The sequence below is a fragment of the Vibrio sp. MarTm2 genome (genome assembly GCF_027587055.1).
Classification (GTDB): Bacteria; Pseudomonadota; Gammaproteobacteria; order Enterobacterales; family Vibrionaceae; genus Vibrio; species Vibrio sinaloensis_D.
Map to the genome: position 1 here is coordinate 839321 of NZ_JAPPTK010000001.1, position 16696 is coordinate 856016.

Here is a 16696-nt window from a genome sequence, read left to right on the forward strand (position 1 = left end):
CTTATTTTCCTTGTTGCTGAGTTTGATTACCTAACCACTCTTTGAGTACCTCTATGTCGTTGAGGTATTCATTTTTCATCTCTTCAACCCAATCGTCGATGTTTTCCCACCAAGCAGGTAAATCGGGCGATTGCGCTTTTTGCGCGATTTGCTGGATATGCTTCAAGCCTATTGAACCCGCTGCACCTTTTATTTTGTGCGCTTCAGAGACAATCCCCTCTTGGTGTTTCGCCGTCATATTGGAGTCCAACAGTTCCAAGTAACCTGGCATCATCTCTTCAAACATGGCAATACTATCTAGCACCGGATCGGCTCCAACAATGCCAACATAAGACTCCAACATATCGAGATCCAGCAGACGAGAGTAGATCTCACTGGTTTCTGAAGACTCTTCCTCTACGCTCTTAGAGGTGGCTTCGAAGACGTGCCCTGGCTGTTGGGTAAATTTGGCGATCACATTGTGCACGTCAGTCACCGACAATGGTTTGCTGATCGCATCATCCATACCTTTTTCGAGATATTCCGTTTTATTCTTCAACACGTTTGCCGTCAGAGCGACGAGAGGTGGAAGGTCTTTGTATGTTTTGCGGAAGAAGTCGGCAACATCGAACCCTGTCATATCAGGCAACTGAATATCTAAAAACGCAAGGTCGTAGATCTCCGGATCGAACATTTCAATTGCATCTTGACCTGTCATGGCGACCGACACTTCATGTCCCATACTCTCCAGTAAGGAGCGAGCGACCGTGATGTTAAGCTCGATGTCTTCAACCATGAAAATATTCAGCTCAGGTTGCGTTGCAGGCGCTTCAAGAACTGACTCTTGTTCTGCCGCCAATGGGACACGAATCGTTACCGTGAAAGTACTGCCAAACCCTTCTTCACTGGTGACGGTAATATCGCCATCCATCATATTAATGAGCTGCTTCGACACCGCGAGACCAATCCCCGTCCCAACGGCATGAAGGTTATCTTTACCCGATTTAACCTGATAATACATGGCAAAGATTTTTTCCAGCTCTGCTTCTGGAATGCCGATACCACTGTCTTCCACTTCCATGGTTATGGTGGCAAACGCGTCCTCCATCTCAGCGCTTACTGTCATCACAACCCCACCTTCTTTGGTAAATTTCATGGCGTTGCTAATCAGATTCCAAAGCACTTGGCGTAAGCGAGTCGCATCGACTTCAATCTCAGAGGGCAAACTGCTCAATCGCTCGAGATCGAAACGCAGCCCTTTTTGTGTCGCCATCAACGCTGAAATACTTTCGATTTCAGCGACGAAGTTTTCAAAGTTCAATTCGGATGGGTATAGCTCAAGTTTGCGTCTGTCAAACTTGTCCATGTCAATGATGTCATTAAAGATATTGCCGAGCGTAATCGCACTCACATTAATAGTTTGCATGTGATGGCGCTGCTCTTCGGTTAATTGGGTATCAAGCAGCATACGACTCAAGCCGACAATGCCGTTGAGCGGCGTTCGCAATTCATGGCTGATGGTTGAGATGAAGGTTGTTTTATCTCGACTGGCTTTTTCGAGGGATTCTTCGTGACGTTTGCGCTCGGTGATGTCTCGTCCAAACCCAACCAGACCAAGGTGGCGCCCATCTTTACTGTAGAAAGGCACTTTACGCAGCTCAAAGTAGTTTTTGTGACCATCGGGATATTCAAGCCACTGCTCATAGGTCAACGCCTGATTATCAGAAAAGACTTTTTGGTCTGTATCCACAATTTGCTGAGCGACTTCTTTGCTGTACACGTCCCAAGGTGTCAATCCAACAAGTTGGCTCTCTTTTTTGCCTGTCAGCTCTTCCATTGCGCGGTTACATCCAGAGAACACCCCGTCTGCATTTCGGTAGTAAATTAAGTCCGGCGACGCATCGATAAACGAGCGCAACAATGCCGTGCGTTCTGCCAGTTCAAGCTGAGTGCGTTCACGCTGATACACCTCATTCTCAAGGTCTTTCATTGCCTCTTCACGCGCTTCTTCCGCTTTAATCCGTTCCTCGATCTCTTGATTCAACTTAGCAATGTTTTGCTGCAATTTGATGTTGAGTTCTTGGTCTCGTGAGCGCATGTCTTTGAGCTTCGAGACAAGTTTGGATAACCGTTGACGTGACTCTTCTAGCTGATCAACCACCACAGAAAGAAAGTAAACCGCCCACGGGGTAATCAGCAGACCAAAAAATACCGAGCGAACGATATCTATATCATCAACATGTCCGCTCAACACGAGCGTAATACCCACTTGAACAACGACCGCTAAAGCCACTAAAGCTAAAGCGAGTAGAATGGAGAAACGAAGGATGCCCAGCTTTACAAGTAGATCAACGTAATACTGGGCGAGGTTTTTTATCGGCTTCATCAAACGCTCCGAACGGACACAAGGCAAACTATAATCTAATCAATAGATTGAATAGATGAACAATAATAGTACCCGTTTTCCTAGCGTTCCGCGAAAAGATTCCAAAACGGATTGTAGTTAATTATTGGATGTGTGATGCACACAAGTTTGATTGCGACCATTTGCTTTCGCTTGATACAACGCACTGTCTGCCAAGGCGACAATGGTGTCACTGCGATCATGTGGTTGAGGGACAATGGAAACCAAACCAATGCTCGCGGTAACAACCGAGGAGACTTGCGAGGCCTTGTGCTCAATGGCTAACTCAATGACGCCTTGGTGGATCCGTTCTGCCACTTTAATGGCTCCTTCCACCGTCGTATTAGGAAGAATAAAACCAAACTCTTCACCACCATATCTTGCAACACAATCACTCGAACGAGGTAAGGCTCGCTCAAAGACCTCCGCAACCTTGATCAACACTTCATCACCACGTAAGTGGCCATAATAGTCGTTAAACCCTTTGAAGTAGTCGATATCACATAGCATGACAGTCAAAGGTTGCTTTTCGCGGATATGAATACTCCACAACGTTTTTAACTGTTCATCAAAACGGCGACGGTTGGATATTTGTGTTAAGCCATCAATGAAGCTCAAACGCTCAAGTTCTAGGTTCGCCTCTTCTAACCTCTGCTCAGCAAGGTAACGTTCTGAGACGTCACGCGCCATGATTAGAACGCCGTTGGTTCCGGAAGCTGGATCTCTAAATGGCGACTTCACTACGTCGTACCACGTGCATTCACCATTACTGCTCACAACGCGGTCGATATAGCGCAGCGATTTCCCTTCATAGAGAACTTTATTGTCAGTCTCAGACAAGCGACTGTAACTTTCATCCGGAATCACATCTTGCAGACGCTTGCCGAGCAAGTCGTCAACGTCCGAAATCCCCAAGGCTTTCACAAATGGTTTGTTGCATGCCTGATAAACCATATTTTCATTAAATATGCCGATTGAGTCTGGGGAAGATTCAAGAATATTTTGTAAAATGGTGTCTCTTTGGGCCAAGGCAATTTCCGTATCTTTACGCTTTTCCATTTCATCACGTAGATTACGCTGCATATTGTGCCAGTCAGTAACATCATGGCTGATGCCCAACGACCCAACTTTATCGCCTTCAGGCGAAAGCAACACCGTTTGGTTCGTCTCTAACAAACAACTACGACCATCCGGTGTAGTGGTCCATCTTCGTTTGCTCGCTCGCCCTTCAATAATACCGTGGATATCCGCAGCTCCCTCTTCGACTCGCCCTTGCCAAAATCGCTCGAACGCTCGATTAGCAGCCACTAACTCTCCGTCTATATTTTTGATAAAAACCAATTCAGATAAGTGATCAAAAGCACTTTTGTACATACGAAGAGACTGCAGTTCTTCTAACTTTTCATGAGAAGTCGACTGGTGGGTAATTAAGCTGACAAACCAAACCGAGCGACCTCGGAAAGTGGTTTGTTTTCCGCAGACATCCAGTTTAACTTTCGTGTGTTGTGAGATGCTCCACTCGATCATATACGCTTGGTTGTTACTATCGCTGCCAAGCCCATCAATTAACGATCGCAGTTCCTGCTGGGTTTCATTCTGTGGGAGAAAGTAAGACTTGCCGATTTTGCGAATCCCAAGCAGTTGCTTGGCTAGCGAGTTGGCCATGACAAGTTGTGCATTTTCTGCGTCAATCAAAATCGCGGCGGTGGGCGTTTGCAAAATCAATTGCTCCAGCTGACGCTGAAAACGAGTGTAAACGGACCAAAGAATAGAGATCGAGACGATAATAACTATGAAATCAACGCCATGACCTTGAGAGGTTTCCCACAACCATACCAACAACTGATCCATCTGATCTCTCATTTCCATTTAACACTTGTTATATAAGGATACTAAGATATCAGCTTCGTGGCAGTTAATCTGCCTTTAATAATGGTTTTGTATATATAAATGGTTGATTTAATAATGAACCTTGCGCACCTTCACGATTCAATTGACGACCAATTTCCGTCATTGCTAACCATCGATTCTCACACCACAAAGGAGCGAGTAATGTTGGCCGTCGTGCCGCAGAGGATACGCGATGGTAAATCACGTTTGGAGGGGTTAAGCGAATCATTTCACTCGTAATGGCTACATACTCATCCAATTCTGGCGCTTGCAAACGGCCCGCTTTCCATGCCTTTGCCATAGTGCTTCCTTCAACGATATGCAATCCGTGAAGCTTAATCCCATCGGTGCCGACCTGAAGCACCTTATCTAAGGTGCTGATATTATCCTCGCGCGATTCCTTAGGTAGACCAACAATCAAGTGAGTACATACCTTAATGCCAAGCGCTCGAGCTCGCTGAGTGATCTCGGCGTAACACTCAAAATCATGGCCTCGATTAATGCGCTTCAACGTGTCGTTGTTTGCCGTCTGAAGTCCAAGCTCCAACCAAATCTCATACCCCTGCTGAACGTAATTTGATAGCAGTTCTAATACCGCTTCGGGTACGCAATCTGGACGAGTGCCGACACACAAACCGACGATATCGGCGGCTTTAAGGGCTTCCTCATACATGTTCTTTAGAACTTGCACTTCTGCATAAGTGCTTGTGTACGCTTGAAAGTACGCCAGATACTTCTTGGCGCGGCTGATTTCTCCAGCGCGATCGGTTAACTGCTCATGGATACTTTTTATTTGAGCGTCTTCGTCTGCAAACGACGCAACATTACAAAAGGTACAGCCTCCTCGACCAATCGTACCATCGCGATTGGGGCAGCTAAATCCACCATGCAAAGTCAGCTTATGGACCTTTTCTCCGTACCGACGTTGGAGATCCTGACCAATGGTATTAACTAACTCATGTAACTGCATGTTTGCCCCTGAAAATAATGATAATAAATATCATTGCGATTTAATGTAATTAAATTACAGTTTTGAAAATATTGAAGTGTGAAATGTATCGCTTTCAAACAGGCTGCAAGTTAAGCAAAGTCAATAAACATGCACAAAACACGTGCCTCAAGCCGAATGTTACGTAAAAGTTAAACATATTATTCATTTAAACTACGAAAAAATTGAGCAACAAAGACGATTTTTGATTGCATTTCGAGCTGACAAAATTGTAGGATACTTTCAGATTTTAGTTTTTTTTGTGTATTTAATTACACAATTAATTACTAAAACGTCGGTATTTCCCCACTCCCACCTATATAAATCACTAAATAGTGATACAAAAAACAGGGAAATCACCAAGGATTGTTTTTCTCGCAATATTTTTCCTGCGAGATACGGAATGGAATCAAAGTCACCAACCTAAGTTGACTTCGAATCATAAAAATAAAGGACAGGACGTAGAACTAGTTTCGACTAGCCAAATTGCGCCTGTTTGAACTGGAAGGATGTATCCATGGTAGATAGAGAGCAAAGATCACAAGGTCTTTATACTCCAGAACTGGAGCATGACGCTTGTGGTATCGGTTTTGTTGCTCACCTAAAAAACCGCAAATCACACGCAGTAGTTACTCAAGCACTTGATATGCTTGCACGAATGGAACACCGTGGCGGCCAAGGTTGTGACCCATGCTCGGGTGACGGTGCTGGTATTTTGCTACAAAAGCCTCACGAATTTCTCTTAGAAGAAGCGGTCAAGCTTGGTATTAAGCTGCCTTCTTTTGAGAAGTACGGTGTTGGTGTTGTACTTTTCCCTAAAGATGAACACAAGCGTGCACAGTGTCGCGATATTTTAGAACGCAATGCCCAGCGTCTTGAACTAGACGTTATTGGCTATCGTGTTCTACCAACCGACAACTCGATGATTGGTGCCGATCCACTGAGCACTGAGCCTCAGTTTGAGCACGTGTTTGTTTCTGGTGGTCCTGGTATTACACCGGAAGAATTAGAGCGTAAACTGTATGTCTTACGTAACTACACCGTTCGCGTATGTCTAGAAAGCGTCTCTAACATTGGCGATGACTTCTACATCAACTCAATGTCTTACAAGACAGTGGTGTACAAAGGTCAGCTAACAACAGAGCAAGTACCTCAATACTTCTTAGATCTACAGAATCCAACGATGGTGAGTGCGCTTGCGCTAGTTCACTCTCGTTTCTCTACCAATACATTCCCACGCTGGCGTCTAGCTCAGCCTTTCCGTTACATTGCGCACAACGGTGAAATCAACACAGTTCGCGGTAACCTGAACTGGATGAAAGCCCGTGAAGCAATCATCGAATCTGACTTGTTTACTCAAGCAGAGATCGACATGCTACTGCCTATCTGTCAGGAAGGCGCATCTGATTCATCTAACTTCGACATGGCGTTAGAGCTCCTAGTTCTATCTGGTCGTAGCCTGCCACATGCGTTGATGATGATGATCCCTGAAGCATGGCAAGAAAACAAAAACATGGACCCAACTCGTCGTGCGTTCTACCAATACCATGCGAACGTAATGGAACCGTGGGATGGTCCTGCTTCCGTATGTTTCACTGATGGTGTTCAAGTAGGCGCCACTCTAGACCGTAACGGTCTGCGCCCTTCTCGCTACACAGTGACCAAAGATGACTTCCTAGTCATGGCTTCAGAATCTGGTGTTGTTGAGATTGAACCTGAGAACGTTGAGTACCGTGGTCGTCTGCAACCAGGTCGTATCTTCGTAGCTGACCTAGAGCAAGGCCGCATCATTTCTGATGAAGAAGTGAAAGATGGCATTGCATCAGCGCAGCCATACGAGAAGTGGGTTGAAGAAAACCTACTAAGCCTGAAGAAACTGCCAGATGCTAGCAACGAATTCAGCCAGCCTTCACCTGAGAAGCTACTGCATAAGCAGCAAGCGTTCGGTGTCAGCTCTGAAGAAGTGAACGAAATCATCGTACCTATGGCGAAAGATGGTAAAGAGCCGCTTTCTGCAATGGGTGCCGACTGGCCACTAGCGATTCTTTCGCACCAGTCACAACATCTATCCAACTACTTTAAGCAGCTGTTTGCTCAGGTAACCAACCCGCCAATCGACCCGATTCGTGAGCGTATGGTTATGTCTCTGAACACTTACCTAGGTAAGGACCAGAACCTTCTTGCTGAATCTCCAGAACACTGTCAAAAAGTAGAGCTTGAGTCGCCAGTTCTTTCTAACTCTGAGCTTGAGAAACTGCGTGCTATCGATAACGAGCACCTTCAAGCGAAGACGCTAGACATCGTATTCCAAGCAAGCGAAGACGAAGGCAAACTAGAGCGAGCACTGAAGCGTATCTGTCAGTATGCAGAAGACGCAGTGATCGATGGTTACTCAATCATCCTTCTAACTGACCGTGCTGTTAACTCTAACCACGCCGCTATCCCAGCAATGTTGGCGGTTGGCGCAGTTCACCACCACCTAATCCGTAAAGGTTTACGTGCGAAGTGTGACATCGTGGTAGAGACCGGTGACGCGCGTGAGACGCACCACTTTGCAACCCTAGTTGGTTACGGCGCAAACGCAGTGAACCCATACCTAGTGATCGAAACTATGGTAGAACTGCAACGCACTAAGAAGCTTGACCCTGAAACCAATATCCGTGACCTATTTGAGAACTACCGTAAGTCGATCAACGGCGGCCTTCTGAAGATTTTCTCGAAGATGGGTATCTCAACGCTGCAGTCTTACCACGGTGCACAGATCTTTGAAGCACTGGGTATCAGCAAGTCTGTCGTTGATAAATACTTCACAGGTACCGTTTCACGTATCCAAGGTCTAACGATTGATGACATCGCGAAGGAAGTACTTGTCCGTCACCGTGTTGGTTTCCCAACTCGTGAAATTCCAGTACAAGTTCTTGATGTTGGTGGTGTTTACCAGTGGAAACAGCGTGGTGAGAAGCACCTGTTTAACCCTGAAACTATCTCACTGCTACAAGAGTCAACTCGTAACAAAGACTACGCTCAGTTCAAGAAATATGCGAAAGCGGTGGATGACCAAGGCGATAACGCTGCAACACTACGTAGCCAGCTAGACTTTGTTAAGAACCCAGCAGGTTCCATCCCGCTAGAAGAAGTAGAACCAATCGAAAACATCCTTAAGCGTTTCGCAACAGGTGCAATGTCATTCGGTTCTATCTCTTACGAAGCGCACTCAACACTAGCCGTTGCGATGAACCGCATCGGCGCGAAATCGAACTCTGGTGAAGGTGGTGAAGACCCAACTCGTTTCGAACGTAAAGAAAACGGTGATTGGGAACGCTCTGCAATCAAACAGGTGGCTTCAGGCCGCTTTGGTGTGACGTCTTACTACCTAACTAACGCAGATGAGCTACAGATCAAGATGGCTCAAGGTGCGAAACCAGGTGAAGGTGGTCAGCTACCAGGTGATAAGGTTGATGACTGGATCGGTGCAACGCGTCACTCGACTCCGGGCGTGGGTCTAATCTCGCCACCGCCGCACCACGATATCTACTCAATCGAAGATTTGGCTCAGCTAATCTACGACTTGAAAAACGCTAACCGAGCTGGCCGTGTCAACGTCAAGCTCGTATCAGAAGCGGGTGTTGGTACCATCGCCTCTGGTGTAGCAAAGGCTAAAGCTGACGTTGTACTTATCGCAGGTTTCGATGGTGGTACAGGTGCATCACCAATGTCATCTATTCGTCACACAGGTTTGCCTTGGGAGCTTGGTCTAGCAGAAACGCACCAAACTCTACTAAAGAACGGCCTACGTAACCGTATCGTGGTTCAGTCTGATGGTCAGATGAAAACACCGCGCGACCTTGCAGTAGCTACACTACTAGGTGCAGAGGAATGGGGTGTGGCTACAGCCGCTCTCGTTGTTGAAGGCTGTATCATGATGCGTAAGTGTCATAAGAACACCTGTCCTGTTGGTATCGCTACTCAGAACAAGACGCTACGTGAGCGCTTCGATGGCCGCGTAGAAGACGTTGTTACTTTCTTCCAGTACATGGCTGAAGGTCTACGTGAAGTGATGGCTGAGCTTGGCTACCGCACTATCGATGAGATGGTTGGTCAATCTCACAAACTGAAAGTTCGTGAAGACATCAAACACTGGAAATACAAAAACCTCGATCTGTCTCCTGTCCTTCATATTGAACAGGCTCGTGAAGACGATGGCGTTTACAACCAGACAGAGCAAAACCATAACCTAGAAGACGTTCTCGACCGTAAGTTGATTCAAGCGGCTATCCCAGCACTTGAGAGAGGTGAAGCAGTCAACGCTGAGTTCCCGATCATCAACACCGACCGCTCTGCGGGTACCATGCTATCGAACGAAATTTCTAAGGTTTACAAAGACCAAGGTCTGCCTCAGCCAATGAACGTCAAGTTCAACGGTTCTGCTGGCCAATCATTCGGTGCTTTCCTTGCTAAGGGCATGAAGTTCGAAGTCGAAGGTGACGCTAACGACTACTGGGGTAAAGGTCTGTCTGGCGGTACGCTTGTGCTTTACCCAGATGCGAAATCAACCATCGTAGCTGAAGATAACATCGTTGTTGGTAACGTATGTTTCTACGGTGCGACTTCGGGTGAGTCTTACATTCGCGGTATGGCTGGTGAGCGTTTCTGTGTACGTAACTCGGGCGCGAAAGTCGTTGTAGAGGGTGTAGGTGACCACGGTTGTGAATACATGACAGGTGGTGTCGCCGTAATCCTTGGCTCAACAGGTCGTAACTTTGCGGCAGGTATGAGTGGCGGTGTGGCGTATGTTTGGGATAAGTCTGGTGACTTTGAAACCAAGCTCAACCCTGAACTGGTCGACCTCGATCCAATCGAAGCAGAAGACCGCGAACTACTGAAAGAGATGCTAACCAAGCAAGTTGAATTCACAGGAAGTGAAGTCGCTAAGTCTTTCCTAGACAACTTTGAAGCAAGCTTAGCCTCGATGGTTAAGGTTATGCCGCGTGACTACAAAGCGGTACTTCAAAAGCGTAAGGCAGAAGCAGAGCAAGCACAAACGGAACAAGTGGAGGCAGTATAATGGGTAAGCCTACTGGATTTTTAGAACATGGTCGCGAGCTTCCTCAGAAGATCGATCCATCCGTTCGTATTGAAAACAACAAAGAATTCGTTCTGAACGAAGAGTTTGGTGAGAAGATCAATACTCAGGCTTCTCGTTGTATGGACTGTGGCGTACCTTTCTGTCACAACGGTTGTCCGATTGGTAACATCATTCCTGAGTTCAACGACGCGGTTTACCGCGACAGTTGGGAAGAAGCGTGGAACATCCTAAGTTCAACCAATAACTTCCCAGAGTTCACAGGTCGCGTTTGTCCTGCTCCTTGTGAAAGCGCATGTGTGCTAGGTATCAACCAAGATCCAATCACTATCTGTAACATCGAGAAAACGATTGTCGAAACTGCGTACCGTGAAGGGTACGCAAAACCGAAAACACCTCGCTCTCGCACAGGTAAAACGGTTGCAATCATCGGCAGCGGCCCGGCAGGTCTGGCAGCTGCTGAGCAGCTAAACAGCGCTGGTCACTCTGTGACTGTGTTTGAACGTGATGAAAAGGTCGGTGGCCTACTGCGTTTCGGTATTCCTGATTTCAAACTGGGTATGGATGTGATTGATCGTAAGATCAACCTAATGGCTGAAGCGGGTGTTGAGTTCAAAGTGAATCAACACATCGGTGTGGATGTAAATGCTCAGCAGCTTCGTCAAGAGTTTGATGTGGTACTTCTGACTGGCGGCTCAACGGTTCCTCGTGACCTACCCGTTCCAGGACGTGAGCTAAAAGGCGTTCACTTTGCAATGGAATTCCTAGGTCAAAACAACCGCCGCGCAAACAACATGGACCTTAAAACTGAAGAGATTCACGCTAAAGGTAAACATGTTGTGGTTATCGGTGGTGGTGATACAGGTTCTGACTGTGTGGGTACATCAAACCGCCACAAGGCAGCAAGCGTAACTCAAGTGGAAATCATGCCGATTCCACCAGAAAAACGCCCTGCTAATATGCCTTGGCCTCAGTACCCGATGATTCTGCGCACCTCAACATCTCACGAAGAAGGGGTTGATCGCCATTGGAATATCTTGACTAAAGAGTTCATCGGCAACGATAAAGGTGAAGTCACAGGTCTACGTTTGGCTGATATCGTATGGGAAGATGCGAAACCAGGTGAGCGACCGAGCTTCAAAGAAGTTGAAGGCAGCGAACGTGTCATTCCTTGTGATATGGCATTTCTAGCAATGGGCTTCTTACACCCTGAGCCAACTGGTGTCCTTGCTCAGCTAGATATTAAACTTGATGAGCGTGGTAACGTGGCGACTGATGGTTTCGCAACTAACCAAAAAGGTGTCTTTGCAGCAGGTGATATGCGAACGGGTCAATCCTTGGTCGTACGCTGTATCAACGAAGGCCGTGAGTGTGCGATTGCGATCGACAACTACCTCATGGGCAACTCTAATTTAGAGGCAAAAGCCAACTCGCTGATGCTATCAGCATAAGTAAAACCACCTAGTGACGCGTTTTAGTAGATGCTAGGTGGCCTTAATTAAACAATCATTCCTTCCAAACTTTATGATTTGACCAGTACATTGTGCTGGTCTTTTTTATTTTCCCCAAACGGGCCTTGTTGCAAAATTGTAACAACTAAAACCTTAACCTCCTGAATTATATAGACAATCACAGCGTATTACGTGGTAAATCGCACATTGACATGATTTTCCACCAGGAACTTGACCTTTTTCATAATAACCTATACGTTGTGAAGTCGATGAAAATGAATTCCTCAATTTTTGTTAAATACTCCATAGGCATTTAACGCATATCTATTCGATATATAACAATTAGAACGCATAGTTAGTCATATATACCAACCCTTTAAATGTTGGTAGTTCTGTCGGGAAGACAGGTGAAGCAAAGGGAGAATTGCAATGGCTCTATATGATCCAAGTCTTGAGAAAGACAACTGCGGATTTGGCTTGATTGCACACATGGAAGGTGAACCAAGCCATAAATTGGTGCGTACCGCGATTTCAGCACTAGACCGAATGACTCACCGCGGCGGTATTGCCGCAGATGGTAAAACCGGTGATGGCTGTGGCCTATTGCTACAAAAGCCGGACTCTTACCTACGTTTAATCGCGAAAGAAAGTGGCTTTAACCTTGGCAAACAATATGCCGTAGGTATGATTTTCTTCAACCAAGACCCGGCTAAAGCTCAATTAGCCAAAGATGTTATAAACCAAGAACTTGCCCGTGAAACCCTTACTGTTTCAGGTTGGCGAGAAGTCCCAACCAACTCAGCAGTATTAGGCCCAATTGCCGCAGATTCACTGCCAAGCATTCAGCAAGTCTTTATCTCAGCTCCTGCGGGCTGGCGCGAGCGAGATATCGAGCGCCGCCTTTATATTGCCCGTCGACGTATTGAAAAACAGATCACTGATGATAGTGACTTCTATATTTGTAGTTTGTCGACCCAAGTCATGGTCTACAAAGGCTTATGTATGCCCGCCGACCTTCCGCGCTTCTACTTAGATCTAGCCGATCTTCGTATGGAGTCAGCAATCTGTTTGTTCCACCAGCGTTTTTCAACAAACACTCAGCCACGTTGGCCTCTCGCTCAGCCATTCCGTTATCTGGCTCACAACGGAGAGATCAACACCATCGAGGGCAACCGCCAATGGGCTCGTGCGCGCGCATACAAGTTTTCTTCACCGCTACTACCAGACTTACAGACAGCTGCGCCATTTGTGAATGAAACAGGTTCGGACTCTTCCAGCTTAGATAATATGCTGGATCTGTTCTTGGCTGGAGGCATGGATATCTTCCGCGCAATGCGTATGTTGGTTCCGCCAGCATGGCAGAATCACCCAGATATGGACCCAGATCTTCGTGCCTTCTACGACTTTAACTCCAAACATATGGAACCGTGGGACGGCCCTGCGGGCATTGTTCTATCTGATGGTCGCTACGCAGCGTGTAACCTAGACCGAAACGGTTTACGTCCGGCTCGATACGTCATTACTAAAGATAAGCTAATTACGCTTGCCTCTGAAGTGGGCATTTGGGATTACGCGCCAGATGAAGTGGCTGAAAAAGGCCGCGTAGGTCCTGGGGAACTACTCGTTGTCGATACTCGCCGCGGTAAACTGTGGCAATCGAGCGAAATTGATAACGATCTAAAAGGTCGCCACCCATATCGAGAATGGATGGAAAACAATGTCCATAAACTCACCCCATTTTCCGATTTGCCGGATGATCAAGTTGGCGAGCGTAGCTTCGATGACGACCAACTGAAAACGTATCAAAAACAGTTTGCAATGAGCAATGAAGAAGTTGATCAAGTGCTACGTGTTCTAGGTGATATGGGCCAAGAAGCGGTAGGTTCAATGGGGGATGATACGCCAATGGCCGTGCTCTCTTCAAAAGAGCGTTTGATCACTGATTATTTCCGCCAAAAGTTTGCTCAGGTCACTAACCCGCCAATCGACCCACTGCGTGAGAAGCATGTAATGTCGCTTGCAACCAGCATCGGCCAAGAGATGAATGTCTTCTGTGAGACCGATGGTCACGCCCACCGAGTTACCTTTGGGTCACCCGTTCTACTCTACTCTGATATGCAGCAACTGCTTGAGCTCAATGACGAGTACTACCGCAGTACCACAATTGATATCAATTACGATCCGGAAGAAAAAGGGTTAGAAAAAGCGATCCAAGATCTGTGTGAGCAAGCCGTTGACGCCGTCAAAGATGGAACCGTACTTGTCATACTTTCGGACAGAAACTTGACCAAAGGCTTGCTCCCCATTCCGGCAGCGATGGCAGTGGGCGCGGTACAAAGTCGCCTAATTGATGCGAACTTGCGCTGTGATGCAAACATCATCGCCGAAACAGGCACTGTACGTGACCCTCACCAATTTGCGGTTCTGCTTGGGTTTGGTGCTACGGCAGTCTACCCATACCTCGCTTATGAAGCACTTGGCAAAGTAATCGACGATGGCGCAATTGATAAAAGCTACCGTGAGGTGATGCAAAACTACCAGTACGGTATCAATAAAGGCCTGTTCAAAATCATGTCGAAAATGGGCATTTCGACGGTAGCCTCTTACCGATGCTCGCAACTATTCGAAGCGGTCGGTCTAAGCCAAGACGTTGTTGACCTATGCTTCAAAGGTGTCACAACACGCATTCAAGGCGCCAACTTCGAAGACTTTGAGCAAGATATCTACAACCTGTCACGCAAAGCATGGGCAAAACGCAAACCTATCGAGCATGGCGGTTTACTTAAGTATGTGCACGGTGGCGAGTACCATGCCTACAACCCAGACGTCGTCGGTACACTGCAACAAGCAGTCAAGTCGGGCGAGTCATCAGACTATAAGAGCTTTGCTAAGCAGGTCAATGAACGTCCTACTGCGATGCTGCGGGACTTAATGCAACTGAAAAAGGCTGACACAGCTCTTCCACTTGAGAAGATTGAGCCGAGCACAGAATTGTTTAAGCGTTTTGACTCGGCAGCCATGTCGATTGGTGCCCTCAGCCCAGAGGCACATGAAGCATTGGCTACTGCGATGAACCGTTTAGGTGGCTACTCAAACTCAGGTGAAGGGGGCGAAGACCCACGTCGCTTCGGTACCGAGCGCAACTCACGCATTAAGCAGATTGCTTCGGGTCGCTTTGGTGTTACACCGCATTACCTAACCAATGCCGATGTGCTGCAAATTAAAGTGGCGCAAGGGGCTAAACCTGGTGAAGGTGGTCAGCTACCGGGGCATAAAGTGACTGCTGAGATTGCTAAGCTGCGTTATTCGGTGCAAGGAGTAACACTAATCTCCCCTCCTCCTCACCATGATATCTATTCGATTGAGGATTTGGCCCAGCTAATCTTCGATCTTAAACAAGTCAATCCAAAAGCACTCGTCTCAGTAAAACTGGTCTCTGAGCCGGGCGTTGGTACCATAGCCACTGGCGTTGCCAAAGCCTACGCCGACTTGATTACTATCTCAGGTTATGACGGCGGTACTGCGGCAAGCCCGCTCACTTCAGTCAAGTATGCCGGTAGTCCTTGGGAGCTCGGCCTAGCGGAAACTCAACAAGCACTAGTCGCGAATGGGCTTCGTCATAAGATTCGCCTGCAAGTCGATGGCGGCTTAAAGACCGGTCTAGATGTGGTAAAAGCCGCTATTTTAGGTGCGGAAAGCTTCGGCTTTGGTACGGCACCCATGGTGGCAATGGGCTGTAAGTTCTTACGTATCTGTCACCTAAATAACTGTGCGACAGGTGTTGCAACCCAAGATGACACTCTACGTAGAGAATACTTCAAAGGCCTACCTGAAATGGTGATGAACTACTTTATCGGCCTTGCTGATGAAGTGCGTGAACTCCTTGCTGAACTGGGCGTAGAAAAGCTCACTGATCTGATTGGCCGTACCGATCTACTAGAAGCGGTAGAAGGGATGACTGCTAAACAAAGTAAACTCGACCTTTCAAATATCTTGGAAGCACCAGTGTCTCCGCAAGGCCACCCCGTTTACTGGACAGAGCCGAATGCACCGTTTGATAAAGCAGAGCTCAACCAACAGATTATTGAAGACGCGCTAGCCGCTGTGGAAGCGAAGCAATCCGCAGACTTCTTCTATAACGTCATCAATACCGACCGTTCAATTGGCGCTCGCCTATCTGGTGAAATCGCCAAGCGTTATGGCAACCAAGGCATGGCTGCCAAACCAATTAAGCTCCACCTTGATGGCACAGCAGGCCAATCTTTCGGTGTATGGAACGCCGGAGGCGTTGAGCTCTACTTGACTGGGGATGCAAACGACTACGTCGGTAAAGGTATGGCTGGTGGCAAGATCGTCATCAAGCCACACCAAGGCACGACGTTTAAATGTAATGAAGCGACCATCATTGGTAACACCTGTCTATACGGTGCAACCGGAGGTAAGTTATTTGCCTCAGGTACCGCTGGTGAGCGTTTCGGTGTACGTAACTCAGGCACGATTGCCGTAATTGAAGGCGCTGGCGATAACGCGTGTGAGTACATGACCGGTGGTATTGTTGCGATACTTGGAGCTACTGGCGTTAACTTTGGTGCGGGCATGACTGGTGGTTTCGCCTATGTCCTCGATAAGAATGATGACTTCCAAGGCCGTGTCAACGAAGAGTCTGTCGAAGCTGTCGCATTGTCAGATCTCAATATTCACCAAGAGCATCTACGTGGTCTAATTGCCGAACACCTAGAAGAAACCAGCTCAGCGCATGCTGAAGATATTTTGGCGAACTTTGATGAATGGATTCCAAAGTTCTACTTGGTGAAACCAAAGTCAGCGGATTTAAACACGCTCCTTGGCCACCAAAGTCGCAGCGCTGCAGAATTGCGCGTTCAAGCCCAATAATCATGGAG

Annotated in this window: 6 protein-coding genes; 3 read left to right on the forward strand and 3 right to left on the reverse strand. The window is 47.2% G+C overall.

All coding sequences use genetic code 11. The features are described from left to right. Position 1: 1 nt before the first annotated feature. The 3 genes from arcB to OH458_RS03945 form a co-directional block, all read right to left on the reverse strand. Positions 2-2365 (reverse strand): aerobic respiration two-component sensor histidine kinase ArcB, encoded by a 2364-nt coding sequence (arcB, locus tag OH458_RS03935; protein WP_269977330.1) that lies wholly within the window; start codon positions 2363-2365, stop codon positions 2-4. A 117-nt stretch (positions 2366-2482) separates the two neighbouring features. Then, positions 2483-4234, reverse strand: coding sequence for a GGDEF domain-containing protein (locus OH458_RS03940; protein ID WP_038190876.1), 1752 nt, complete (start codon positions 4232-4234; stop codon positions 2483-2485). A 64-nt stretch (positions 4235-4298) separates the two neighbouring features. Continuing rightward, the gene (locus OH458_RS03945; RefSeq protein WP_269977331.1) at positions 4299-5243 is read right to left on the reverse strand and encodes a TIGR01212 family radical SAM protein; all 945 of its coding nucleotides are present in this window, start codon (positions 5241-5243) and stop codon (positions 4299-4301) included. A 535-nt stretch (positions 5244-5778) separates the two neighbouring features. Between OH458_RS03945 and gltB (OH458_RS03950) the strand changes: the two genes are divergently transcribed. The 3 genes from gltB (OH458_RS03950) to gltB (OH458_RS03960) all read left to right on the forward strand — a co-directional run bounded on the left by gltB (OH458_RS03950) (position 5779) and on the right by gltB (OH458_RS03960) (position 16688). Then, positions 5779-10326 (forward strand): glutamate synthase large subunit, encoded by a 4548-nt coding sequence (gene gltB / locus OH458_RS03950; protein ID WP_269977332.1) that lies wholly within the window; start codon positions 5779-5781, stop codon positions 10324-10326. Next, positions 10326-11795, forward strand: coding sequence for a glutamate synthase subunit beta (locus tag OH458_RS03955; RefSeq protein ID WP_269977333.1), 1470 nt, complete (start codon positions 10326-10328; stop codon positions 11793-11795). Before gltB (OH458_RS03950) ends, OH458_RS03955 begins: the two co-directional genes overlap by 1 nt. 429 nt (positions 11796-12224) lie before the next feature. Then, complete coding sequence (gene gltB / locus OH458_RS03960; protein ID WP_269977334.1) at positions 12225-16688, forward strand: glutamate synthase large subunit; 4464 nt, start codon at positions 12225-12227, stop codon at positions 16686-16688. The last annotated feature ends 8 nt before the right edge of the window (positions 16689-16696 follow it).

Bases quoted from the DNA above. Each gene is read 5' to 3' on its own strand.
- OH458_RS03940 (WP_038190876.1), bottom strand. From the start codon at position 4,234: ATGGATCAGTTGTTGGTATGGTTGTGGGAAACCTCTCAAGGTCATGGC.
- gltB (WP_269977334.1), top strand. From the start codon at position 12,225: ATGGCTCTATATGATCCAAGTCTTGAGAAAGACAACTGCGGATTTGGC.
- gltB (WP_269977332.1), top strand. From the start codon at position 5,779: ATGGTAGATAGAGAGCAAAGATCACAAGGTCTTTATACTCCAGAACTG.
- OH458_RS03945 (WP_269977331.1), bottom strand. From the start codon at position 5,243: ATGCAGTTACATGAGTTAGTTAATACCATTGGTCAGGATCTCCAACGT.
- arcB (WP_269977330.1), bottom strand. From the start codon at position 2,365: ATGAAGCCGATAAAAAACCTCGCCCAGTATTACGTTGATCTACTTGTA.
- OH458_RS03955 (WP_269977333.1), top strand. From the start codon at position 10,326: ATGGGTAAGCCTACTGGATTTTTAGAACATGGTCGCGAGCTTCCTCAG.